General features: G+C 64.4%; 23 protein-coding genes. 18 read left to right on the top strand and 5 right to left on the bottom strand.

All coding sequences use genetic code 11. The features are described from left to right. Window positions 1-20: 20 nt before the first annotated feature. From KVG96_RS04980 to KVG96_RS04995, 4 genes are all read left to right on the top strand, one after another. Entirely contained in the window at window positions 21-641 is a 621-nt protein-coding gene (locus KVG96_RS04980) for a 2-dehydro-3-deoxy-6-phosphogalactonate aldolase (RefSeq protein ID WP_217891051.1), read from the top strand. A gap of 33 nt (window positions 642-674) precedes the next feature. Further along, complete coding sequence (dgoD, locus tag KVG96_RS04985; RefSeq protein ID WP_217891052.1) at window positions 675-1823, top strand: galactonate dehydratase; 1149 nt, start codon at window positions 675-677, stop codon at window positions 1821-1823. 124 nt (window positions 1824-1947) lie between these two features. After that, a complete protein-coding gene (locus KVG96_RS04990) occupies window positions 1948-3258 on the top strand; it encodes an MFS transporter (RefSeq protein WP_217891053.1) in 1311 nt (436 codons plus the stop codon). A 60-nt stretch (window positions 3259-3318) separates the two neighbouring features. Further along, window positions 3319-4122, top strand: coding sequence for an IclR family transcriptional regulator (locus tag KVG96_RS04995; protein ID WP_217891054.1), 804 nt, complete (start codon window positions 3319-3321; stop codon window positions 4120-4122). Window positions 4123-4125: 3 nt separating this feature from the next. Here KVG96_RS04995 and KVG96_RS05000 read toward each other — a convergent pair whose 3' ends face one another. Then, window positions 4126-5178 (bottom strand): NAD(P)-dependent alcohol dehydrogenase, encoded by a 1053-nt coding sequence (locus KVG96_RS05000; RefSeq protein WP_217891055.1) that lies wholly within the window; start codon window positions 5176-5178, stop codon window positions 4126-4128. Window positions 5179-5369: 191 nt separating this feature from the next. Here KVG96_RS05000 and KVG96_RS05005 point away from each other — a divergent pair, with 191 nt between their 5' ends. Next, window positions 5370-6260: an AraC family transcriptional regulator gene (locus KVG96_RS05005; protein ID WP_217891056.1), complete on the top strand. Its 891-nt coding sequence runs from the start codon at window positions 5370-5372 to the stop codon at window positions 6258-6260. Between the two features lie 228 nt (window positions 6261-6488). Here the strand turns inward: KVG96_RS05005 and KVG96_RS05010 are convergent, their stop codons facing one another. Further along, a complete protein-coding gene (locus tag KVG96_RS05010; protein WP_085578088.1) occupies window positions 6489-8153 on the bottom strand; it encodes an electron transfer flavoprotein-ubiquinone oxidoreductase in 1665 nt (554 codons plus the stop codon). A 537-nt stretch (window positions 8154-8690) separates the two neighbouring features. Here KVG96_RS05010 and KVG96_RS05015 point away from each other — a divergent pair. The 10 genes from KVG96_RS05015 to KVG96_RS05060 all read left to right on the top strand — a co-directional run bounded on the left by KVG96_RS05015 (window position 8691) and on the right by KVG96_RS05060 (window position 18137). Beyond that, window positions 8691-9440 carry an electron transfer flavoprotein subunit beta/FixA family protein gene (locus KVG96_RS05015; RefSeq protein WP_085578087.1) on the top strand — a complete coding sequence of 250 codons (750 nt, stop codon included), beginning with the start codon at window positions 8691-8693 and terminating at the stop codon, window positions 9438-9440. Further along, complete coding sequence (locus tag KVG96_RS05020) at window positions 9441-10370, top strand: electron transfer flavoprotein subunit alpha/FixB family protein (RefSeq protein ID WP_217891057.1); 930 nt, start codon at window positions 9441-9443, stop codon at window positions 10368-10370. Window positions 10371-10450: 80 nt separating this feature from the next. Continuing rightward, window positions 10451-11284 (top strand): substrate-binding periplasmic protein, encoded by an 834-nt coding sequence (locus KVG96_RS05025; RefSeq protein WP_217891058.1) that lies wholly within the window; start codon window positions 10451-10453, stop codon window positions 11282-11284. Window positions 11285-11293: 9 nt separating this feature from the next. Beyond that, entirely contained in the window at window positions 11294-11650 is a 357-nt protein-coding gene (locus KVG96_RS05030) for a DUF4398 domain-containing protein (RefSeq protein WP_217891059.1), read from the top strand. After that, window positions 11647-12459 (top strand): OmpA family protein, encoded by an 813-nt coding sequence (locus KVG96_RS05035; RefSeq protein ID WP_217891060.1) that lies wholly within the window; start codon window positions 11647-11649, stop codon window positions 12457-12459. The genes KVG96_RS05030 and KVG96_RS05035 overlap by 4 nt, the downstream gene beginning before the upstream one ends. Before the next feature lie 202 nt (window positions 12460-12661). Continuing rightward, on the top strand, window positions 12662-14101 hold the full coding sequence (locus tag KVG96_RS05040) for an aminotransferase-like domain-containing protein (RefSeq protein ID WP_085578082.1): 1440 nt from the start codon (window positions 12662-12664) through the stop codon (window positions 14099-14101). A gap of 74 nt (window positions 14102-14175) precedes the next feature. Beyond that, a complete protein-coding gene (locus KVG96_RS05045; RefSeq protein WP_217892438.1) occupies window positions 14176-14655 on the top strand; it encodes a translation initiation factor 2 in 480 nt (159 codons plus the stop codon). Between the two features lie 166 nt (window positions 14656-14821). Beyond that, window positions 14822-15076: a YkgJ family cysteine cluster protein gene (locus KVG96_RS05050; protein ID WP_217891061.1), complete on the top strand. Its 255-nt coding sequence runs from the start codon at window positions 14822-14824 to the stop codon at window positions 15074-15076. A 41-nt stretch (window positions 15077-15117) separates the two neighbouring features. Beyond that, window positions 15118-15723 carry an START domain-containing protein gene (locus KVG96_RS05055; protein ID WP_217891062.1) on the top strand — a complete coding sequence of 202 codons (606 nt, stop codon included), beginning with the start codon at window positions 15118-15120 and terminating at the stop codon, window positions 15721-15723. Window positions 15724-16037: 314 nt separating this feature from the next. Continuing rightward, a complete protein-coding gene (locus KVG96_RS05060; protein ID WP_217891063.1) occupies window positions 16038-18137 on the top strand; it encodes an LTA synthase family protein in 2100 nt (699 codons plus the stop codon). A 73-nt stretch (window positions 18138-18210) separates the two neighbouring features. Here the strand turns inward: KVG96_RS05060 and KVG96_RS05065 are convergent, their stop codons facing one another. Further along, window positions 18211-18363: a DUF3309 family protein gene (locus KVG96_RS05065; RefSeq protein ID WP_003226960.1), complete on the bottom strand. Its 153-nt coding sequence runs from the start codon at window positions 18361-18363 to the stop codon at window positions 18211-18213. A gap of 273 nt (window positions 18364-18636) precedes the next feature. Between KVG96_RS05065 and KVG96_RS05070 the strand changes: the two genes are divergently transcribed. The 3 genes from KVG96_RS05070 to csrA all read left to right on the top strand — a co-directional run bounded on the left by KVG96_RS05070 (window position 18637) and on the right by csrA (window position 20185). After that, window positions 18637-19452 carry an SDR family oxidoreductase gene (locus KVG96_RS05070; protein ID WP_217891064.1) on the top strand — a complete coding sequence of 272 codons (816 nt, stop codon included), beginning with the start codon at window positions 18637-18639 and terminating at the stop codon, window positions 19450-19452. A 64-nt stretch (window positions 19453-19516) separates the two neighbouring features. Next, window positions 19517-19849, top strand: a complete 333-nt coding sequence (locus tag KVG96_RS05075) for a YnfA family protein (RefSeq protein ID WP_217891065.1) — start codon at window positions 19517-19519, stop codon at window positions 19847-19849. A 150-nt stretch (window positions 19850-19999) separates the two neighbouring features. After that, entirely contained in the window at window positions 20000-20185 is a 186-nt protein-coding gene (gene csrA / locus KVG96_RS05080; RefSeq protein WP_217891066.1) for a carbon storage regulator CsrA, read from the top strand. Between the two features lie 3 nt (window positions 20186-20188). Here csrA and KVG96_RS05085 read toward each other — a convergent pair whose 3' ends face one another. Next, window positions 20189-20416, bottom strand: coding sequence for a YheU family protein (locus KVG96_RS05085; protein WP_085629731.1), 228 nt, complete (start codon window positions 20414-20416; stop codon window positions 20189-20191). A gap of 157 nt (window positions 20417-20573) precedes the next feature. Beyond that, on the bottom strand, window positions 20574-21764 hold the full coding sequence (locus KVG96_RS05090; RefSeq protein ID WP_217891067.1) for an osmoprotectant NAGGN system M42 family peptidase: 1191 nt from the start codon (window positions 21762-21764) through the stop codon (window positions 20574-20576). Between the last annotated feature and the right edge of the window lie 85 nt (window positions 21765-21849).

Here is a 21849-nt window from a genome sequence, read left to right on the forward strand (position 1 = left end):
CCCCCGACTGGAGGCCAGACATGCTCAAGCAAGCATTGGCGCAAAACGGTCTGATCGCGATCCTGCGCGGCCTGCACCCGCAGGAAGCGGCCGCGATCGGAGATGTCCTGTATGCGGCCGGATTTCGCGTCATCGAAGTGCCGCTCAATTCCCCTTCGCCGTACGACAGCATTCGCATCCTGCGTCAGGCGTTGCCCGCCGACTGCCTGATCGGCGCCGGCACGGTGCTGACCCCGGAGCAGGTGGAGCGGGTCAAGGCGGCCGGCGGTCAGGTGATCGTCATGCCCCACAGCGACGCGAAAGTGTTGCGGGCGGCGAAGGCGGCGGGGCTGTACCTGTCGCCGGGCGTGGCCACGCCGACCGAAGCCTTCGCGGCATTGGAGGAGGGTGCGGACATTCTCAAGCTGTTCCCGGCCGAGCAGATGGGGCCTGCGGTGGTGAAAGCCTGGCTGGCGGTGCTGCCGGTCGGAACGGTGCTGGCGCCGGTCGGCGGCATCACCCCGGACAACATGCAAGCGTTCATCGACGCCGGCGCCAAAGGCTTCGGCCTGGGCTCCGGCCTGTTCAAGCCCGGCATGACCCCGGAGCAGGTGGCGGCCAGCGCCAAGGCCTACGTCGCTGCCTGGAACGCCCTTCATTAAGCCTTGCGGCTCATCGACAAGAGAGACAAACAGATGAAAATCACCCGACTCACCACCTTCATCGTCCCGCCGCGCTGGTGCTTCCTCAAGGTCGAGACCGACGAGGGCGTCACCGGTTGGGGCGAGCCTGTGGTCGAAGGGCGCGCCCACACCGTCGCCGCTGCCGTCGAGGAATTGTCCGACTACCTGATCGGCAAGGACCCACGCAACATCGAGGATATCTGGACGGTGCTCTACCGCGGCGGCTTCTACCGCGGCGGCGCCGTGCACATGAGCGCCCTGGCCGGCATCGACCAGGCGCTGTGGGACATCAAGGGCAAGGCCCTCGGGGTGTCGGTCAGCGACCTGCTCGGCGGCCAGGTGCGGGACAAGATCCGCGTGTACTCGTGGATCGGCGGCGACCGCCCGGCGGACACCGCGCGGGCGGCGAAAGAGGCGGTGGGCCGCGGCTTCACGGCGGTGAAGATGAACGGCACCGAAGAGCTGCAGTTCCTCGACACCTTCGACAAGGTCGACCAGGCCCTGGCCAACGTGGCGGCCGTGCGCGACGCGGTGGGGCCGAACGTCGGCATCGGCGTGGACTTCCATGGCCGGGTGCACAAGCCCATGGCCAAGGTGCTGATGAAGGAGCTCGACCCGTTCAAGCTGATGTTCATCGAAGAGCCGGTGCTCAGCGAGAACTATGAAGCGCTCAAGGAGCTCGCGCCGCTGACCAGCACCCCGATCGCCCTCGGCGAGCGGCTGTTTTCCCGCTGGGACTTCAAGCGCGTGCTGAGCGAAGGCTACGTCGATATCATCCAGCCGGATGCGTCACACGCCGGCGGCATCACCGAAACCCGCAAGATCGCCAACATGGCCGAAGCCTACGACGTGGCGCTGGCCCTGCACTGCCCGCTGGGGCCGATTGCGCTGGCGGCGTGCCTGCAACTGGACGCGGCCTGCTACAACGCGTTCATCCAGGAGCAAAGCCTGGGCATCCACTACAACGAGAGCAACGACCTGCTCGACTACGTGAAGGATGCGCGGGTGTTCGACTACGACCAAGGCTTCGTCAAGATCCCGAACGGGCCGGGGCTGGGGATCGAGATCAACGAGGACTACGTGATCGAGCGCGCCGCCGTAGGCCACCGCTGGCGCAACCCGGTGTGGCGCCATGCCGACGGCAGTTTCGCCGAGTGGTGAGTCCTGCCTGACCCGCCGCCAATCCCTGTGGAAGCCAACCCTGCCGGCTTCCACAGCGTGATCTCCAGGGACAGGGGATCGGCCTTCATCCCAGACCTCAATAAACACAAGAAAGAGGCTCCCCATGCAACCGCAAACCCTCACCGGGCAGGCGTCCTTGGTCACGCCCAGCCGCAAGCGGTTTTTCATCATGGTGCTGTTGTTCATCACCGTGGTCATCAACTACCTGGACCGCAGCAACCTGTCGATCGCCGCTCCGGCGCTGACCAGCGACCTGGGCATCGATCCGATCCATGTCGGGCTGATCTTCTCCGCGTTCGGCTGGACCTACGCCGCCATGCAGATCCCCGGCGGCTGGCTGGTGGACCGGGTGCCGCCGCGCATCCTCTACAGCGCCGCGTTGCTGCTGTGGTCGCTGGCCACGGTGATGCTCGGCTTCGCCGCCAGCTTCATCGCGTTGTTCGTGCTGCGCATGGCGGTCGGCGCGTTGGAGGCGCCGGCCTATCCGATCAACAGCCGGGTGGTCACCACCTGGTTTCCCGAGCGCGAACGGGCTACGGCCATCGGTTTCTACACGTCCGGACAGTTCGTCGGGCTGGCGTTCCTGACGCCGGTGCTGGCCTGGCTCCAGCATGAATTCGGCTGGCACATGGTGTTCGTCGCCACCGGCGCGGTGGGCATCGTCTGGGCCGCGATCTGGTACGCGGTGTATCGCGAGCCCCGGGACTTCAAGGGTGCCAACGACGCCGAAATCGACCTGATCCGCGAGGGCGGAGGGCTGGTGGACATCCAGGCCGATGCGGCGAAGGTGAAGGCGGCGTTCAGTTGGCGCGATCTGGGCATCGTCCTGAGCAAGCGCAAGCTGTGGGGCATCTACCTGGGCCAGTTCTGTCTGAATTCGACGCTGTGGTTCTTTCTGACGTGGTTTCCGACCTACCTGGTGAAATACCGCGGCATGGATTTCATCAAGTCCGGCCTGCTGGCGTCGCTGCCGTTTCTGGCGGCGTTCGTCGGCGTGCTGTGTTCCGGGTTCTTTTCCGACTTCCTGATCCGGCGCGGCTGCACGGTGGGCTTTGCGCGCAAGTTGCCGATCATCGGCGGACTGCTGATTTCCACCTCGATCATCGGCGCCAACTTCGTCGAGTCGACACCGCTGGTGATCGCCTTCCTGGCGCTGGCGTTCTTCGGCAACGGGCTGGCCTCGATCACCTGGTCGCTGGTCTCGACGCTGGCTCCGGCGCGGCTGCTGGGCCTGACCGGCGGAGTGTTCAACTTCATCGGCAACCTGTCGGCGATCGCCACGCCGATCGTCATCGGCTTCCTGGCCAGCGGCGATTCGTTCGCCCCGGCGATCACCTACATCGCGCTGCTGGCGTTGATCGGTGCGCTGTCCTACGTGCTGCTGGTGGGCAAGGTCGAGCGCATCGAGTTGTAGTCGCCGGCGCCGGGCGACCATAATGCCGCCCGTTCCCTCGCTCAACGGTAAAGGCTGGATATGCAGGAAGACGCCCCGAAACCCGCCAAGGACGCCGCGCCCACCGGCACCCAGACCCTGCTCCGCGGGTTGGGTGTGGTGCAGGCCGTCGCCAGCGGCGCCCGCGACCTCAAGGAGATCGCCCGCCTGATCGGCACCACGCGCAGCACCACCCACCGTCTGGCCAGTTGCCTGGTGGACGAGCGCTACCTGCGGGTGGTGCCGCAGGTCGGCTACCTGTTGGGGCCGAAGCTGATCGAACTGGGGTTCCAGGCCCGCGAGGACCTGCCGCTGGTGACGTTGGCAGGGCCCTACCTGGACGAGTTGTCGGCGCTGACCGGCGACACCGTTCACCTGGGCATCCGTGAGGGCGACGAAGTGCTGTACCTGCTGAAGAATCCGGGGCGCAACGGCCCGGAGATGCGTTCGCGGGTCGGCCACCGCATGCCGCTGGCGCGCACCGGGATCGGCAAGGCGCTGATGCTCGACGACGCCCCGCAGGAGTGGCAGCGGCTGTACGACATCAGCCTGCCGGCAGGTGGGAAAAGTCAGTTCTGGCCGCAGCATCCGCAGCAGTCCTGGGAGCAGCTCGAACAGCGCATGAGCGAGTATGTGGCGGGCGGCTACGCGTTCGACCTGGAGGACAACGAGCCGTCGATCCGCTGCGTGGCGGCGCCGGTGCGCGACGCCAGCAAGCGCATCGTCGCGGCCGTCAGCATTGCCAGCACCGTGCCGTACATGCCGCTGGAGAAGATGGCCGAGCTGATCCCCCTGATCAAAGGGGTCACGGCCCGGCTGTCGGCGGAGCTTGGCTTGAAGGTCTGAGCCTCAGCGCTTGAGCGTCGCCATGTCGATCACGAAACGGTACTTCACGTCCCCGGCGATCATGCGGGCGTAGGCCTCGTTGATCTGGCGGATGTCGAGCATTTCGATGTCGCAGGTGATGTTGTGCTCGGCGCAGAAATCCAGCACTTCCTGGGTTTCGGCGATGCCGCCGATCAGCGAACCGGCCAGCACCCGGCGGCCCAGCACCAGTTTGGCGGCGTGCACCGGCGGATCGATAGGTTCGATCAGGCCCACCAGGATGTGCACGCCGTCGAAGCGCAAGGTGTCGAGGTACGGGTTGAGGTCGTGCTGCACCGGGATGGTGTCGAGCAGGAAATCGAACCGGCCGGCTGCGGCGGCCATCTTTTCGGCGTCGGTGGACACGATCACGTGGTCGGCGCCCTGGCGGCGGCCTTCTTCGGCCTTGCTGGCGGAGCGGGTGAACAGCGTCACTTCGGCGCCCATGGCCTTGGCGAACTTGATGCCCATGTGGCCGAGGCCGCCCATGCCCAGGATCCCGACCTTGTCGCCGGCCTTCACGCCGTAGTGCTTGAGCGGCGAGTAGGTGGTGATGCCGGCGCAGAGGATCGGCGCGGCGTTGGCCGGATCCAGCGTCGCGGGGATGCGCACCACGAAATGCTCGCTGACCACGATGCTGTCGGAGTAGCCGCCCATGGTGTTACTGCCGTCGACCCGGTCGGGGGTGGCGTAGGTCATGGTCGGGCCTTCGAGGCAGTATTGCTCCAGGTCTGCCTTGCAGGCTTCGCAGGTGCGGCAGGAATCGACCATGCAGCCGACGCCGACCAGGTCGCCTACTTTATGTTGGGTTACGTTCGCACCGGTTGCGGTGACTTTTCCGACGATCTCGTGGCCGGGCATCAACGGGTAGACCGCGATGCCCCATTCGTTGCGGGCCTGGTGGATGTCGGAGTGGCAGACGCCACAGAACAGGATCTCGATGGCGACGTCGTCGGCCCGCAGGCTGCGGCGCTGGAACGTCATCGGGGCGAGGGGAGTGGTGGCCGTTTGGGCGGCATAGCCGATGGCGGTGTACATGGGGAACCTCGCAAAAGCGCTGACAAGTGAGGCGGCGCATTCTGGGCGCCGACCGGGTGTCCGGCCATGACGATTCCTCCGGGTGTCATGCCTATTCCTCCGGCATGCGGGGTTGGCGCGCCGCGTTGGCCAAAGGATCTGCGATGATGGTTTCGTGCCTTATTCCGTGACTTTTCCGTGAAGAGCTTTCCATGCAGTTGACCCGCCACCTCGATGCCAATGCCACGCTGGTTTCGTTGATCGAACCGTTGGCGCAGCGCGACGGTTTCAGCCAGACCGGATTGCCGGGCGTGCAGGTGCTGCGCGCCAGTTGCGATGTCGCCCGCGGCCCGCATATCTACGAGCCGAGCCTGATGATCATCGCCCAGGGCAGCAAACTGGCGTACCTGGGCCCGCGCACGATGGAGTACGGCGCCGGGCATTACCTGATCCAGGCATTGCCGGTGCCGTTCGAGTGCGAGACCTATGCCGAGCCGGACGCGCCGTTGCTGGGGGTGTCGGTGTCGATCGACCGGGTGCTGCTCGGCGAACTGGTGCTGGCCATGGGGCTGGCGCCGGGGCGGCACATTGCGGCGCAGACGCCGGAGTCGATGACCTCGGTGGTGCTCGACGACGACATGCGCGGCTGCGTCGAACGCTTGCTCGGCTGCCTGCACGATCCGCTGGCGTGCCGGATACTCGGGCCGGCGCGTATCCGCGAGCTGCTGTTCACTGTGCTGCGCGGGCCCCAGGCCGACGTGCTGCGGGCGCTGGTGGAGCAGCAGGGGCAGTTTGCCCGGATCGCCGCGTCGATCAGCCACCTGCACACCCACTACACCGAACCGCTGAACGTCGAGACCCTGGCCGGTTGCGCCAACATGAGCGTGTCGACCTTCCACGAGCACTTCAAGCGCAGCACCTTGCTGTCGCCGGTGCAGTACCTCAAGCGCCTGCGCCTGCTCAAGGCCCAGACGCTGCTGATCGCCGAAGGGCTGGGCGTGGCGCAGGCGGCGCATCGGGTGGGCTACCAGAGCACGTCGCAGTTCAGCCGCGAGTACAAACGCTACTTCGAACGCAGCCCGGGCGAGGAGCGCGTGGCATGAGCCGTTGCTGCCCTGCGGGTGGGGCAGCTTGCATTGATGTTGCCGGCCCGGGCGCTTTCGCGGGCAAGCCCGCTCCCACAGGCTTGTGGTCACCGCAGATTCTGTAGGCACCCCGGCCCACTGGGGGAGCCAGCCTGCTGGCGATGAGGACGGCACCGTTCTCGCGCTGCCAAATGCAGGGCAACAAAAAGGCCCCCGTTCGGGAGCCTCGTTGTTTTGCGGTGCGGCTTACATGTTCGGGTAAGTCGGGCCGCCGGCGCCTTCCGGCGCCACCCAGGTGATGTTCTGCGCAGGATCCTTGATGTCGCAGGTCTTGCAGTGCACGCAGTTCTGGGCGTTGATCTGGAAACGCTTCTCGCCGTCTTCCTTGGTGATCACTTCATACACGCCGGCCGGGCAGTAGCGCTGGGCCGGTTCGTCGTAGATCGGCAGGTTCTTGGTCAGCGGGATGCTCGGGTCGGTCAGCCGCAGGTGGCACGGCTGCTCTTCCTCATGGTTGGTGCCGGAGATGAACACCGAGCTGAGCTTGTCGAAGCTGATCTTGCCGTCGGGTTTCGGGTAGTCGATCTTCTTGCACTCGGCCGCAGGCTTGAGGCAGGCGTAGTCCGGCTTGGTGTCGTGCAGGGTGAACGGCAGCTTGCCGCCGAAGATGTTCTGGTCGAGCCAGTTGAAGCCTCCGCCGACAATGGCGCCGAACTTGTGGATCGCCGGGCCGAAGTTGCGGCTGGCGAACAGTTCTTCGTGCAGCCAGCTGTTCTTGAAGGCGTCGACGTAGGCGGTCAGCTCCTCGGTGCCGTCCTTGTCGGCGAACAGTGCGTCGGCCACGGACTCGGCCGCGAGCATGCCGGACTTCATTGCGGTATGGCTGCCCTTGATCTTGGCGAAGTTCAGGGTGCCGAGGTCGCAGCCGATCAGCGCACCGCCCTTGAACACCATCTTCGGCAGCGAGTTCAGGCCGCCCTTGCAGATCGCCCGGGCGCCGTAGCTGATGCGCTTGCCGCCTTCCAGGTACTGCTTGAGCACCGGGTGATGCTTGAGGCGCTGGAACTCGTCGAACGGCGACAGGTAGGTGTTGCTGTAGGACAGGTCGACGATCAGGCCGACCACCACCTGGTTGTTCTCCAGGTGATAGAGGAACGAGCCGCCGGTGTTCTCGGTGCCCATGATGTCCATCGGCCAACCGGCGGTGTGCACCACCAGGCCCGGCTGGTGCTTGGCCGGGTCGATTTCCCAGATTTCCTTCAGGCCGATGCCGTAGTGCTGGGCGTCGGCGTCGCTGTCGAGGTTGAAGCGCTTGATCAGTTGCTTGCCGATGTGGCCGCGGCAGCCTTCGGCGAACAGCGTGTACTTGCCGCGCAGTTCCATGCCGGGGGTGTACAGGCCGTCCTTAGGATGGCCTTCGCGGTCGACGCCCAGGTCACCGGTGATGATCCCGCGCACCACGCCGTTCTCGTCGAACAGCGCTTCCTGGGCGGCGAAGCCCGGGTAGATCTCCACGCCCAGGTTCTCGGCCTGCTGGGCCAGCCAGCGGCACAGGTTGCCGAGGGAAATAATGTAGTTGCCTTCGTTGTGCATGGTCTTGGGCACAAAGAAGTCAGGAATTTTCTGCGCGCTTTCGGCGTTTTTCAGCACGAAGATGTCGTCGCGGGTGACGGGGGTGTTCAGCGGAGCGCCGAGTTCCTTCCAGTCAGGGAACAGTTCGTTCAGGGCCCGTGGTTCGAATACCGCGCCGGACAGGATGTGAGCGCCGACCTCGGAGCCTTTTTCGACCACGCAGACGCTGATTTCCTTACCGGCTTCGGCGGCCTTCTGCTTCAGGCGGCAGGCGGCGGACAGACCAGCGGGGCCGGCACCGACGATGACCACGTCGAATTCCATGTATTCGCGTTCCACAGGCTATCTCCTACTCAAGGCTCAACAGTTTTTTTTCTAATTTGGAGGTTTGATGTCGCATTCGTTATTGCCTTTACGTTAACGTCAAAGGAAATAATGGATAAGCCACCCGTCTCTCTAGGGGGCGCATTATATCTACACCACTCCCAGCGTCCAATACAAACGTTTGTTTGAATCGGCCGCAGGCCAGAGAAATCAAAGAAGCGCGGCTTATGGGCGACCATTTTGCCGTATTGACCGGAATAGGCGTTCCGGTCAAGATACGGGCGGTTTTGCGCTCGCCGTAGGCTGAATGGTGGTTTCAAGAGCACCTCTAAAGACAGGGCGTGGGCGGTACGGCGGTGAGGCGCAGCGCGCAGTCTGCACACCGGGAAGATGACTGACCTGCGGGTCGCTCCTGACGAACGGTCACCCGTTCGCTGGAGAAGTCAGCCGTACTGAAGCCGGCGTTTTTAGAGGTGCCCTTGTGCCCGATGAGCACCCACCGCCAGGTTCGCCTAGGCGATTTCCTTTTCACCGGAGAGTAACGAGGAATCCATGAAGGTTCTTGTAGCTGTCAAACGCGTTGTGGATTACAACGTCAAGGTTCGCGTGAAGGCGGACAATTCCGGCGTAGACCTCGCCAACGTCAAGATGTCGATGAACCCGTTCTGCGAAATCGCAGTGGAAGAAGCCGTGCGCCTGAAAGAGAAGGGCGTTGCGAGCGAAATCGTCGTCGTCTCCATCGGCCCGTCCACCGCTCAGGAGCAACTGCGTACCGCACTGGCCCTGGGTGCCGACCGCGCCATCCTCGTCGAATCCGCTGAAGACCTGACTTCCCTGGCCGTGGCCAAGCTGCTCAAGGCCGTGGTCGACAAGGAACAGCCTCAGTTGGTGATCCTGGGCAAACAGGCCATCGACAGCGACAACAACCAGACCGGCCAGATGCTCGCCGCGCTGAGCGGCTACGGCCAAGGCACGTTCGCCTCGAAAGTCGAAGTCTCCGGCGACAGCGTTGCCGTGACCCGCGAAATCGACGGCGGCGCGCAGACCGTTTCCCTGAAGCTGCCGGCCATCGTCACCACCGACCTGCGTTTGAACGAGCCGCGCTACGCGTCCCTGCCGAACATCATGAAAGCCAAGAAGAAGCCTCTGGAGACCCTGACTCCGGACGCCTTGGGCGTTTCCACCGCCTCCACCAACAAGACCCTGAAGGTCGAAGCGCCGGCTGCACGCAGCGCGGGCATCAAGGTCAAGTCGGTGGCTGAACTGGTCGAGAAACTGAAAAACGAAGCGAAGGTAATCTAAATGACTATCTTGGTTATTGCTGAACACGACAACAAAGTGCTGGCCCCGGCCACGCTGAACACCGTTGCTGCCGCTGCCAAGATCGGCGGCGACATCCACGTCCTGGTCGCAGGCCAGGGCGCTGGCGCCGTAGCTGAAGCCGCCGCGAAGATCGCCGGCGTGAGCAAGGTCCTGAACGCGGACAACGCCGCCTACGCCAACCAACTGCCGGAAAACGTCGCGCCGCTGGTGGCCGAACTGGGCAAGAGCTATAGCCACATCCTGGCCGCCGCCACCTCCAACGGCAAAAACATCCTGCCGCGCGTCGCCGCCCAGCTGGACGTCGACCAGATCTCCGAGATCATCTCGGTCGAAAGCGCCGACACCTTCAAGCGCCCGATCTACGCCGGCAACGCCATCGCCACCGTGCAGTCGACCGCCGCGATCAAGGTGATCACCGTGCGCGCCACCGGTTTCGACCCGGTTGCCGCCGAAGGCGGTTCGGCTGCCGTTGAATCGGTTGCCGCTGCCCACAACCCGGCCATTTCCAGCTTCGTCAGCGAAGAGCTGGCCAAGTCCGATCGTCCGGAACTGACCGCTGCCAAGATCGTCGTTTCCGGCGGCCGCGGCATGCAGAACGGCGACAACTTCAAGCATCTGTACGCCCTGGCCGACAAGCTGGGCGCCGCCGTCGGCGCTTCCCGCGCTGCCGTCGATGCAGGCTTCGTGCCGAACGACATGCAGGTCGGCCAGACCGGCAAGATCGTCGCGCCGCAGCTGTACATCGCCGTCGGCATCTCCGGTGCGATCCAGCACCTGGCCGGCATGAAAGACTCCAAGGTGATCGTTGCGATCAACAAGGACGAAGAAGCGCCGATCTTCCAGGTGGCCGACTACGGCCTGGTGGCGGATCTGTTCGAAGCGGTGCCTGAGCTGGAGAAGCTGGTCTAATCCGGCGGCTTCACTTATAAAGAGCCCGGCCTGTTGGTCGGGCTTTTTTTTGTTCCGGATTTGAGCGGGAGCGTTTCGCCATGGATCTGCATCGTCGGTTGGGCCTTACATTGCTGCTGGGACTGGTGTCGTTGCCGGGGCTGTCGACGGCTGCGGGCAAGTGCGAGCGCCTGGTGGTCACCGGCAGTCCGGATGCGCCGCCGTACCTGTGGCAGGATCCGCAGAACCCCAAGCAACTGATCGGCGCCAGTGCCGACCTGCTGCAGCAGGCGGCCAAGGAACTGGGCATCAAGGTCGAACTGCTGTACGCCGGCAAACGTTCCCAGGCGCTGGACGAAGTGCGCAGCGGGCGCATGGACATGCTGGCCGACGCGCCGCTGGCCTTCAACGAGCTGGAGCATCTGGACTACATTCACCCGCCGTTGCTGGAGAACGATTACCTGGTGTGGACGAAGAAGGGCTCGACGCTGGTCTACGGCGAAGCGAAGGACCTTCATGGGCATTCAGGCGCTTTGTCGGAAAAGTCTCGTTTGACCCAGGCATTCAGCCTCTATGCCGAGCGGCAATTGACCCTCACCCGTACGGCAAACCTCACCCAGGCCTTGCAGAAACTGCTGTTGGGGGAAGTGGAATATGTACTCGCCGGACGCTACTCGGGCATGGCGGCCGCGCAGGCGCTGGGGATGGCCGATGACTTGCTGGCCTTCGAGCAGCCTGTCGACCGGCCGGGGCTGTACCTGGCGGTTTCGCACAACTCGGCCTGCAACGATCCGTGGTTGCGCGGACAGTTGGCCAAAAAGATGACAGAATTGCCCGCGTCCGGCCTGACGGAAGCCGCGCTGCAGCGCAACATCGAGCGCTGGAAGGCGCAGCAGCAACAGCCGCAGCAACCTGTCAGTGCCCCAAAACAGTAGGGATTCTTAGTGAGCAATCGACTTCTTTTCGCAGCGGTGGCCGTTCTGGCGTTGGCCGGCTGCGCCAATGATCCTGCGCCCAATGAGCAGATGCGCCTGACCGGGCAGGCCCTGGAACAGGCCAAGGCCGTCGGCGCCAGTGCCGACGATGTGCCGGAAATGAAACTGGCCGAAGACAAGTACAGCCGCGCCAAGGGCAGCATGGCCGGCGAGTCTTACAAGAACGCGCGGATGCGGGCCGAGCAGGCCGAACTGGACGCGCGGCTGGCGGAGGCCAAGGTGCTGACCCACAAGAGCGAAGAGCAGGTGAATGCGCTCAACACCCGCATCGCCCGCCTGCGCAAGCAACTGGGGGATGCCCAATGAGCCTCGCGTCCAGACTCCTCGGCGGCCTGATCGTGGCCGGCTGCGTCGGTCTCTACGGCTGCGCCGGCCAGCAGAGCGAATCGGCGCTGCAACAGGCGGGTGCCGACTTCCAGAAGGTCAAGGAAGACTCCAACGTGCTGCGCATCGCGCCGAAGGACGTGATCCGCGCCGGCGAATCCCTGGCCCGTGCCGACCGTCTCTCCACGTACTGGGGCAGCGGCGGCGACGTGCAGCATTACGCCTATCTGAGCCAGCGCTACAGCGCGATCGCCCGCGAACACACAAACCAGGTGCTCAACGAAGAGCGCGCCGCGAAACTGGAGCTTGAGCGCCAGCGCCTGCAACTGGCCCTGCGCGAATCCAAACTGTCGAGCGTGCAGCAGCAGGGCAAATGGCTGGAAGAGCAGATCGTCGCCTTGGCCACCACCCAGACCGACCGCGGCCTGGTCATGACCCTCGGCGATGTGCTGTTCGACACCGGCGAGGCGGAGCTCAACAACTCGGCGAACCGCGTGGTGCTCAAGCTGGTGCAGTTCCTGCAGCTCAACCCCAAGCGGGTGGTGCGCATCGAGGGCTACACCGACAGCACCGGCGGCAAGCAGGAAAACCTCAAGCTGTCTCGCGACCGCGCCCAGTCGGTGGCCGATGTGCTGATGGATCTGGGCATCGACGACAAGCGCATTCAGGTCGAAGGCTACGGTGACGAGTATCCCGTGGACGCCAACGCTTCCGAGCGCGGGCGTGCGCAGAACCGTCGGGTGGAAATTGTGTTCTCCGACGAAAAAGGCCAGCTCGGCGCCGCCCGCTGAGGCCGGCGTCACTGGAAAGCCCGGGCTGTCAGGCAGCGCCGGGCTTTTTTACGTCTGTCGAATAGCGCTCAAATATTCAGGGCGATGGCTGACACTGCACTGTACGGTCGAGTAATGTGGCAACTGTCCCAGTACACTTCTAAACTGTTCCGGTATTGTTTCGAACAAGAATAAAACGCCCCGTGAAATCGAGTGCTGCGTCATGACCAATCTCTTGCTCTACCAGCGTATTGCTCAACAACTGGCTGAAGACATCCGTCGCGGCGTCTATCAACCGGGTGAACGCGTGCCGTCGGTGCGCAAGATGAGTTCGCAGCTCAACGTCAGCCACGCCACGGTGCTGCAGGCCTACGCCAACCTCGAGGATCAGGGGCTGATCCGTGCGCGGCCGCAGTCCGGCTACTACGTGCACCAGACACCGGCCCTGACCGCGCCGACGCCGGACATCGCGCGGGTCGAGCGCCCGGGCCTGGTCACCCGTAGCAGCATCATTCAGCAGGTGCTGGTCGAATCCCGCCGCGAAGGCGTGTTCCCGTTGGGCGCCGCGGTGCCCAGCGTCGATTACCTGCCGGTGCGGGCATTGCACCAACAGTTGGCCAAGGTCACGCGGTTCCACAGCCCGCGGGCGTTCAGCTACATGTTCAGTCCCGGTTTCGAGCCGCTGCGCCGGCAAGTGGCGATCCGCATGCGCGACGCGGGCGTGGTGGTCGACCCGTCCGAAGTGGTGATCACCCACGGCTGCGTCGATGCCCTGCAGATGTCGCTGCGGGTGCTGACCCGGCCCGGCGACCTGATCGCCGCCGAGTCCCCGACCTACTACGGCTTGCTGCAGCTGGCCGACCTGCTGGGCCTGAAAGTCATCGAGATCCCCAGCGACCCGGCCACCGGCATGAGCCTGGAGGCCCTGCAACTGGCGGCCAACCAATGGTCGATCAAGGCCCTGGTGCTGACCACGCGCCTGAGCAACCCCTTGGGCGGCACCATGCCGGAAGAGCGGCAGAAACAGCTGCTGCGCCTGGCGTCGGATTTCGACATCCAGATCGTCGAGGACGACATCTATGGCGAGCTGATGTTCGAGCAGGGCCGCACCAAGGCGCTCAAGGCCTACGACCGGCTCGACCGGGTGATCTACTGTTCGAGCTTTTCCAAGACCTTGTCGCCCGGCGTGCGCATCGGCTGGATGATCGCCGGCAAGTATCAGCAGGAGATCCAGCGGCTGCAGACCTTCAGCACCCATTCGGCGTGCAGCGTCACGCAAATGGCGATTGCCGCGTACCTGGAGAACGGCGGCTATGACCGGCATTTGCGGTACATCCGCCAGGAATACCGAAAAAACCTCAGCGCCTTCCAGCTGGCGGTCCAGCAGTATTTCCCTGAAGGCACCCAGATGACCCGGCCCACCGGCGGCTTCATTCTGTGGGTGAGCCTGCCGGGACGGGTCAACACCCAGGAGCTGCATGTGCGGGCCCTGCAGCAGGGCATCAGCATTGCGCCCGGTCTGATCTTCAGCAACACCGAGCAGTTCAACCACTGCATCCGGCTCAACTGCGGCATTTCCTGGAACCGCGAGGCGGAGCGGACGCTGATGACCCTCGGCCTGCTGGCGACCCAACTCTGCCAGGAGACCGCCGGCGGCTTCTGAGTCGATGGCAGAGCTTGTCACAGGCTCTGCGACAGGCGAGCATATGGCCCTCTGCCGTTAGCCCCGTTGGATTCATGAAAGCGATTCTCCCTGTCGTCCGGGTTTTGCTCTGCCTGTTTGTGTTCGCACAGGTGCCTGGCGTCCTTGCGGCTTCTGCCCAGGACAAGGCACCCGCTGCCGCCGCCGCGAAAAAGCCGGCCGCAGCCGCCAAGGCGGCGCCGGCAAAGAAGACGCCACAGAAGAAGGCCGCGCCGGTGAAGAAACGCGCACCGGTCGCCTCCAAGTCGAAGTCGGCCAGTGAAGTGGCCAAGATGCCGTTGCCCCCCGCAAAGCTCGACCTGAGCCTGCCCAAGGAGATGGTTCAGCAGTTGAAGCCGGCCGGTGCCGTGCCGCTGCCCAAGCATGAGGCGATCCTGCCGCAGATGTTCGGCGAGAAGAACAGCGGTTTCCAGCTCAACGGCCGTCTGCTGAGCAACGAAATGCAGTTGCAGCTGCGCAACGAGGAGCGGCGGGACGTCGAAGGGGCCGCGCTGGATTTCGAGTTCAAGCAATGAAACCCGCTCATCAGTGACCCGCCGGCCAGACACTTTGTCGGAGACTGGTCGGTCATTTCCGTTTACGCGTAAAAACTCTGTTTCAGGGAATTTAAAACAGGCGTTTTAGCCGTTACTCTGTTCCCTGTCCTTTTCATGCATTGCCCGCCGCGAGGAATCTGTTGCCATGAACTGCCGTGAAGGTTGTGGCGCCTGCTGCATCGCCCCATCCATCAGTTCACCGATTCCCGGCATGCCCGACGGCAAGCCCGCCGGCGAACGCTGCGTGCAGCTCTCGGCCGAAAACCTGTGCAGCATTTTCGGTCGCCCGGAGCGTCCGGCGGTCTGTTCGGGGTTCAAGGCCGATCCTGAAGTCTGCGGCGACAGCCGCGAAGAGGCGGTCAGGCTGATCGGCTGGTGGGAGCAGATGACGGCGGCGTGATGCGTCAAACGAACGGAACTTCAACAATAAGGAACAAGACTATGGGTTCGCTGCACCGTATCGCTGTGTTGTGTGGTCTGACCGCTGTGCTGGCCACCTCGGCCGCCCAGGCCGAAGACTGGAAAGTCGCCAAGAACGAGGACGGGATCAAGGTGTCCCTGAGTGAAGTGCCCGGTTCGGACTACAAGTCCTATCAGGGCGTGACGCTGATGAAGACCACCGTCGCCAAGCTGCGCGCCCTCCAGGAAGACGTTTCCGGCGCCTGCGCCTGGATCCACGAGTGCGAGTCCCAGAAACTGCTCAAGCACGAAGGCGACCAGAGCTGGACCTACACCCGCTTCAACACGCCGTGGCCGGTCACCCCCCGTGACTCGGTGCTGCACATCACCACCGTCGAAGGCGCCGACGGCAGCCTGACCCGCAACCTGGAAGGCGTGCCGAAGTACGTTGCGGAAGAGAAAGGCTATGTGCGGGTCGCCCAGGTCAAGGGCTTCTGGAAGTTCGTGCCCAAGGGCGACCAGGTCGAAGTGACCTACCAGGTGCACACCGAGCCGGGCGGCAGCGTGCCGGCGATGGTCGCCAACAAGTTCGTGGTGGATGCGCCGTTCAACACGCTCAAGGCCCTCAAGGCCCGCGCCGAGAAGTAAGCGCCGGCGCAACGGACGAAACGCCCTGATCCCTCGGGGCGTTTTGTTTTGTGGCGGTTTTGTACTTATTTTGTGTTTCCGGATATGCGTTGAACGAAATTTTCACAAACGCTTCCCGACAATTCGCCCGCATCCTTGCGCCCTGCCGGCCCGACATGAAAGTGTCCGGCGCCGGGGCAGTAATCAATGGCAATGGCGCCTTCGATCGTGCACCATTTGCGCACCGCGCGAGCCCCGGGGCCTGGGAATGGCCAACAGAGGGCAGGGCGCAGCTGTTTCTTGCAATTTCAACTTCCAATGGGTCCTAAAACGACATGGCAAACCCGGACGCCCTGAACCGGCAGCGATCTTCCAGTCGCCTGCTGCAACCGACCGTCAAATCGCATCTGGCCTACACGCTGCTGTGCGCGCTGGTCATGATGGTGATGTTGTCCGTGCTGCGCCTCGCGCTGCTGGTCTACAACCGCGAGATGATCCTCGACACCCCGGCTTCCACCTTCCTCGAAGCCTTCGCCAACGGCCTGCGTTTCGACCTGCGCCTGGTGGTCTACCTGTGCATTCCGCTGCTGCTGGCGCTGTTCAGCGTCCGGGCGATGGCCGCCCGCGGGTTCTTCCGCCTGTGGCTGACCGTGGTCTCCAGCATCGCGCTGTTCCTCGGCCTGATGGAGATGGACTTCTACCGCGAGTTCCACCAGCGCCTCAACGGCCTGGTGTTCCAGTACGTGAAGGAAGACCCGAAAACCGTCATGAGCATGCTCTGGTACGGTTTCCCGGTGGTGCGCTACCTGTTGGCCTGGGCCGTGGGCACGCTGATCCTGACCCTGGCGTTCAAGGGCGCCGACCGCGCCACCCGCCCGCGCGGTCCGTTCAGCGGCGGCAACGTCGGCACCCGTCAGGTGGCGCCGTGGTATGCGCGCCTTGCGGTGTTCGTGGTCTGCCTGGTGGTCTGCGTGGTCGCCGCCCGCGGCACCCTGCGCCAAGGCCCGCCGCTGCGTTGGGGCGACGTGTACACCACCGAATCCAACTTCGCCAACCAGTTGGGCCTCAACGGCACGCTGTCGCTGATCGCGGCGGCCAAGGACCGGATGGGCGAAGACCGCAACAACATCTGGAAGGCCACGCTGCCGCAGCCCGAGGCGCAGAAGGTGGTGCGCGAGATGCTGCTGATGCCGGACGACAAGCTGGTCGATGCCGACATCGCCACCGTGCGTCGCGACTACACGCCGCCGGCCGACAAGACCCTGCCGATCAAGAACGTCGTCGTGATCCTGATGGAAAGCATGGCCGGCCATTCGGTGGGCGCGCTGGGCGGCCCGGGCAACATCACGCCGTACCTGGACAAGCTGTCGAAGGAAGGCCTGCTGTTCGACCGGTTCTTCTCCAACGGCACCCACACCCACCAGGGCATGTTCGCCACCATGGCGTGCTTCCCGAACCTGCCGGGCTTCGAATACCTGATGCAGACGCCGGAAGGCAGCCACAAGCTGTCCGGCCTGCCGCAACTGCTCAGTGCCCGCGCCTTTGACGATGTCTACGTCTACAACGGCGACTTCGCCTGGGACAACCAGTCGGGCTTCTTCAGCAACCAGGGCATGACCAACTTCGTCGGCCGCAACGACTTCGTGAACCCGGTGTTCTCCGACCCGACGTGGGGCGTGTCCGACCAGGACATGTTCGACCGTGGCCTGGAAGAACTGAAGGCCCGCGACGGCAAGGACAAGAAACCGTTCTATGCCTTGCTGCAGACCCTGTCCAACCACACCCCGTATGCGCTGCCGACGCCGTTGCCGGTGGAGCGCGTGACCGACCGCGGCACCCTGAACGAGCACCTGACCGCCATGCGTTACGCGGACTGGGCGCTGGGCCAGTTCTTCGAGAAGGCCCGCAAGGAGCCGTACTTCAAGGAGACCCTGTTCGTCATCGTCGGCGACCACGGCTTCGGCAACGAACGCCAGATCACCGAAATGGACCTGGGCCGCTTCAACGTGCCGATGTTGATGATCGCGCCGGGCATCCAGGAAAAGTTCGGCCAGCGTGACCACAACGTGGGCACCCAGATCGACATCGTGCCGACCATCATGGGCCGCCTGGGCGGCGAAGTGCGTCACCAGTGCTGGGGCCGCGACCTGCTCAACCTGCCGCAGGGCGACACCGGTTTCGGTGTGATCAAGCCGTCGGGCAGCGAGCAGACCACCGCCATCGTGACCGCCGACCAGATCCTGGTGCTGCCGAAGGACAAGGACATGGCGCCGAAGATCTACGCCTACGAACTGGGCGCCAATCCTCACGCCGAGGTCATTCCCGATGCGCCGCGCACCGCCGAGCTCAAGCACAAGCTCGAAGCGTTCCTGCAGACGGCCACCAAGAGCCTGATCGACAACACCGCCGGTGTGATCAACGGCAAGCCGGACTGACCGTCAGGCAAGCCAGGTTCCGCCCCATGAAAAGAGGCCCTTGAAGGGCCTCTTTTTTTGCCTGCGAGAAACGCTATATCCGGCCGAGCAGCAACAGCACCAGCAGCACGACCAGCACAACGCCGATGATGCCGGAAGGGCCGTAGCCCCAACTTCTGGAGTGCGGAAAGACCGGCAGACCACCGATCAGCAACAGGATCAGGATAATGATGAGGATTGTGCCCATGTCTGTTTCCTTGTCGAGAAGGTTTCGGAAAGTCTTGCAGTCCAAGGCCGGCTGGAAACGATCCGGATCCAGGCGTCTTACCAGTTCCGACCGGCGCGTCCGACAGAAAATTCAATGTTTTTTGGCGCTGCCCGCAACGCGCTCGGCCCACGCCCGGTCCCCGCATTGCGTGGTGGTTTGCCCTTGCCATTCAGCAATCTGATGGAGCGTGGGCGGCCGCGGATCCTTCGCTACACTCCGCGCATCTCCCAAAGAACAACAAGGCTGTCTGCTATGCAAAATCGCATGATGATCACTGGTGCAGGCTCCGGCCTGGGTCGCGAAATCGCGTTGCGCTGGGCGCGTGAGGGGTGGCGGCTGGCCTTGTCGGACGTCAGCGAAGCGGGCCTGCAGGAAACCCTCAAGTTGGTGCGCGAGGCCGGCGGCGACGGCTTCGTCCAGCGCTGCGACGTGCGCGACTACAGCCAGCTCACGGCGTTCGCCCAGGCCTGCGAGGTGAAGTTCGGCGGCATCGACATCATCGTCAACAACGCCGGTGTGGCGTCGGGCGGCTTCTTCAGCGAGCTGTCGCTGGAGGACTGGGACTGGCAGATCGCAATCAACCTGATGGGCGTGGTCAAGGGCTGCAAGGCGTTCCTGCCGCTGCTGGTGCAGAGCAAGGGCAAGATCATCAACATCGCTTCCATGGCGGCGCTGATGCAGGGGCCGGCCATGAGCAACTACAACGTGGCCAAGGCCGGTGTGGTGGCGTTGTCGGAGAGCCTGCTGGTGGAACTGGCCCAGCAGGAGGTCGGTGTCCACGTGGTGTGCCCGTCGTTCTTCCAGACCAACCTGCTGGACTCGTTCCGGGGCCCGACGCCGGCCATGAAGGCCCAGGTCGGCAAGTTGCTGGAGAGTTCGCCGATCACCGCCGCCGATATCGCCGACTACATCTTCAACCGGGTCGCCGCCGGCGAGTTCATGATCCTGCCCCACGAGCAAGGGCGCATGGCCTGGGCGCTCAAGCAGAAGAATCCGCAATTGCTGTACGACGAAATGACCGTCATGGCCGACAAAATGCGCGCCAAGGCCCGCCAGAGCAACGGCTGAGCTTGCTCCCGCAGGGCCTCATCGCTAGGGTGGCCGCAACAGTCACCCTGACGAGATGTCTTGCATGCTCAATTACCTGTGGTTCCTTCTTGCCGCACTGTTCGAAATCGCCGGCTGCTTCGCCTTCTGGATGTGGCTGCGCCAGGGCAAGAGCGCCTTGTGGGTGATCCCGGCGCTGCTGAGCCTGACCCTGTTCGCGCTGCTGCTGACGCGCATCGAGGCGACCTACGCCGGCCGTGCCTACGCCGCGTACGGCGGCATCTACATCGTCGCGTCGATCGGTTGGCTGGCGGTGGTCGAGCGCATCCGGCCGTTGGGTTCGGACTGGATCGGTGTCGCGCTGTGCGTGATCGGCGCCACGGTGATCCTGTTCGGTCCGCGTCTTTCTGCTGCCTGAAAAGGTGTAGGTCATCGCCGCTTTGCGGGAAACGTCCGAAGGGCGATGTACCTGCCGCGTGTAGGGCATGACTGATTTGTCCGGCATGCATTGTGGAGCGCGGGCAAGCCGCGCATCTTCAAGGCCCGTTTACCTTGAAGGACCAACCCCATGCTTGTACTCAGCCGTGTCGTCGGAGAACAGATTTCCATCGGCCACAACATTTCCCTGCGCGTGTTGTCGGTCAACGGCTCCAGTGTCCGGTTCGGCGTCGAGGCGCCGCAGCAGGTCGAGGTGCACCGCGCCGAGGTCTACGAGCGCATCCAGCGCAAGCAGGCCGGCGCCAAGGGGCGCTGAGGGTCAGTCGAACAAATGCTTGGGCACATCGTGCTTGAGCATCAGTTGGCATTGCTCGCTCTCCGGGTCGAACACGATCAGCGCCTGGCCTTTGCTCAGGGCCTGGCGGACCCGCAGCACGCGGGTCTCCAGCGGGGTGTCGTCGCCGTTGTCGGTGCCGTCGCGGGTGACGAAGTCCTCGATCAGACGGGTGAGGGTGTCGACTTCAAGCATGTCGTGGGGAATCAGCATGGGGGCCTCGGCTCGATCAATGCCGTGATGCTACGGCGATTGGCGGCCGGCGGCCAGTGCGGGAGGCGCGTGTGGCCTGTTCGGCCCCTTCGCCGGCAAGACCGGTTCCTGCGGGAGCCGGCCTGCCGGCGATGGCGTCAGCCCAGGCACCGCCGACCTAGCTGTCGGGCCGCTGACCCACCAGGCTGTCCACCGGCGGCACCCGCGTTTCGCTCTCCATCTGCGTGTCATGTTCGATCTGATGGCTGAAGCGCTCAAGGGACGCATCGGCCGGCTGCGCGTCGCTGGCGAACACCGGCGCGCTGAGCATGTACGCCCCCAGCAGGCGGCTGAGCGCCGCCAGGCTGTCGAGGTGGGTGCGTTCGTAGCCGTGGGTCGCGTCGCAGCCGAAGGCGAGCAGGGCGGTGCGGATGTCGTGGCCGGCGGTCACCGCCGAATGGGCATCGCTGAAGTAGTAGCGGAACAGGTCGCGGCGCACCGGCAGTTCATGTTCGTCGGCCAGGCGCAGCAGGTGCCGCGACAGGTGATAGTCGTACGGGCCGCCGGAGTCCTGCATCGCGACGCTGACCGCGTGTTCGCTGGAGTGCTGGCCGGGCGCGACCGGTGCGATGTCGATGCCGACGAACTCGCTGACGTCCCACGGCAGGGCCGCCGCCGCGCCGCTGCCGGTCTCCTCGGTGATGGTGAACAGCGGGTGGCAGTCGATCAGCGGTTCCCGGCCGCTGTCGACGATGGCCTTGAGGGCCGCCAGCAGGGCGGCCACGCCGGCCTTGTCGTCGAGGTGGCGGGCGCTGATGTGGCCGCTTTCGGTGAACTCCGGCAACGGGTCGAAGGCCACCACATCGCCAATGCCGATGCCCAACGAATCGCAGTCGGCCCGCGTCGCGCAGTAGGCGTCCAGGCGCAGCTCGACGTGATCCCAGCTGACCGGCAGCTCATCCACCGCGGTGTTGAACGCATGCCCGGAGGCCATCAGCGGCAGGACGCTGCCGCGGATCACGCCGTTGTCGGTGAACAGGCTGACGCGGCTGCCTTCGGCGAAGCGGCTCGACCAGCAGCCGACCGGCGCGAGCGTCAGGCGGCCGTTGTCCTTGATCGTGCGCACGGCGGCGCCGATGGTGTCCAGGTGCGCCGACACCGCCCGGTCGGGGCTGTTCTTCTTGCCCTTGAGCGTGGCGCGGATCGTGCCGCGGCGGGTCATCTCGAAAGGGATGCCGAGCTCCTCAAGGCGTTCGGCGACATAGCGCACGATGGTGTCGGTGAACCCGGTGGGGCTGGGAATGGCGAGCATTTCCAGCAGGACTTTCTGCAGGTAGTTCAGGTCCGGTTCGGGAAGTTGAGGGGACATGGAATCTCCTGTTGGGTGAAAGGCAGCGCTGATCGTCAGGGCACCCCTGCGGGCAGCTCGCTGCACTCCTGTGGGAGCGAGCCTG

The organism is Pseudomonas ekonensis (assembly GCF_019145435.1).
Classification (GTDB): Bacteria; Pseudomonadota; Gammaproteobacteria; order Pseudomonadales; family Pseudomonadaceae; genus Aquipseudomonas; species Aquipseudomonas ekonensis.

Excerpts from the sequence above, each read along its gene's own strand:
- KVG96_RS05025 (WP_217891058.1), top strand. The coding sequence starts at position 10,451 with ATGGATCTGCATCGTCGGTTGGGCCTTACATTGCTGCTGGGACTGGTG.
- KVG96_RS05090 (WP_217891067.1), bottom strand. The coding sequence starts at position 21,764 with ATGTCCCCTCAACTTCCCGAACCGGACCTGAACTACCTGCAGAAAGTC.
- KVG96_RS04990 (WP_217891053.1), top strand. The coding sequence starts at position 1,948 with ATGCAACCGCAAACCCTCACCGGGCAGGCGTCCTTGGTCACGCCCAGC.
- KVG96_RS05065 (WP_003226960.1), bottom strand. The coding sequence starts at position 18,363 with ATGGGCACAATCCTCATCATTATCCTGATCCTGTTGCTGATCGGTGGT.
- KVG96_RS05020 (WP_217891057.1), top strand. The coding sequence starts at position 9,441 with ATGACTATCTTGGTTATTGCTGAACACGACAACAAAGTGCTGGCCCCG.
- KVG96_RS05035 (WP_217891060.1), top strand. The coding sequence starts at position 11,647 with ATGAGCCTCGCGTCCAGACTCCTCGGCGGCCTGATCGTGGCCGGCTGC.
- KVG96_RS05040 (WP_085578082.1), top strand. The coding sequence starts at position 12,662 with ATGACCAATCTCTTGCTCTACCAGCGTATTGCTCAACAACTGGCTGAA.
- KVG96_RS04995 (WP_217891054.1), top strand. The coding sequence starts at position 3,319 with ATGCAGGAAGACGCCCCGAAACCCGCCAAGGACGCCGCGCCCACCGGC.
- KVG96_RS05015 (WP_085578087.1), top strand. The coding sequence starts at position 8,691 with ATGAAGGTTCTTGTAGCTGTCAAACGCGTTGTGGATTACAACGTCAAG.
- KVG96_RS05060 (WP_217891063.1), top strand. The coding sequence starts at position 16,038 with ATGGCAAACCCGGACGCCCTGAACCGGCAGCGATCTTCCAGTCGCCTG.
- dgoD (WP_217891052.1), top strand. The coding sequence starts at position 675 with ATGAAAATCACCCGACTCACCACCTTCATCGTCCCGCCGCGCTGGTGC.
- KVG96_RS05050 (WP_217891061.1), top strand. The coding sequence starts at position 14,822 with ATGAACTGCCGTGAAGGTTGTGGCGCCTGCTGCATCGCCCCATCCATC.
- KVG96_RS05055 (WP_217891062.1), top strand. The coding sequence starts at position 15,118 with ATGGGTTCGCTGCACCGTATCGCTGTGTTGTGTGGTCTGACCGCTGTG.
- KVG96_RS05000 (WP_217891055.1), bottom strand. The coding sequence starts at position 5,178 with ATGTACACCGCCATCGGCTATGCCGCCCAAACGGCCACCACTCCCCTC.
- KVG96_RS04980 (WP_217891051.1), top strand. The coding sequence starts at position 21 with ATGCTCAAGCAAGCATTGGCGCAAAACGGTCTGATCGCGATCCTGCGC.
- KVG96_RS05005 (WP_217891056.1), top strand. The coding sequence starts at position 5,370 with ATGCAGTTGACCCGCCACCTCGATGCCAATGCCACGCTGGTTTCGTTG.
- KVG96_RS05045 (WP_217892438.1), top strand. The coding sequence starts at position 14,176 with ATGAAAGCGATTCTCCCTGTCGTCCGGGTTTTGCTCTGCCTGTTTGTG.
- KVG96_RS05070 (WP_217891064.1), top strand. The coding sequence starts at position 18,637 with ATGCAAAATCGCATGATGATCACTGGTGCAGGCTCCGGCCTGGGTCGC.
- KVG96_RS05075 (WP_217891065.1), top strand. The coding sequence starts at position 19,517 with ATGCTCAATTACCTGTGGTTCCTTCTTGCCGCACTGTTCGAAATCGCC.
- KVG96_RS05085 (WP_085629731.1), bottom strand. The coding sequence starts at position 20,416 with ATGCTGATTCCCCACGACATGCTTGAAGTCGACACCCTCACCCGTCTG.
- csrA (WP_217891066.1), top strand. The coding sequence starts at position 20,000 with ATGCTTGTACTCAGCCGTGTCGTCGGAGAACAGATTTCCATCGGCCAC.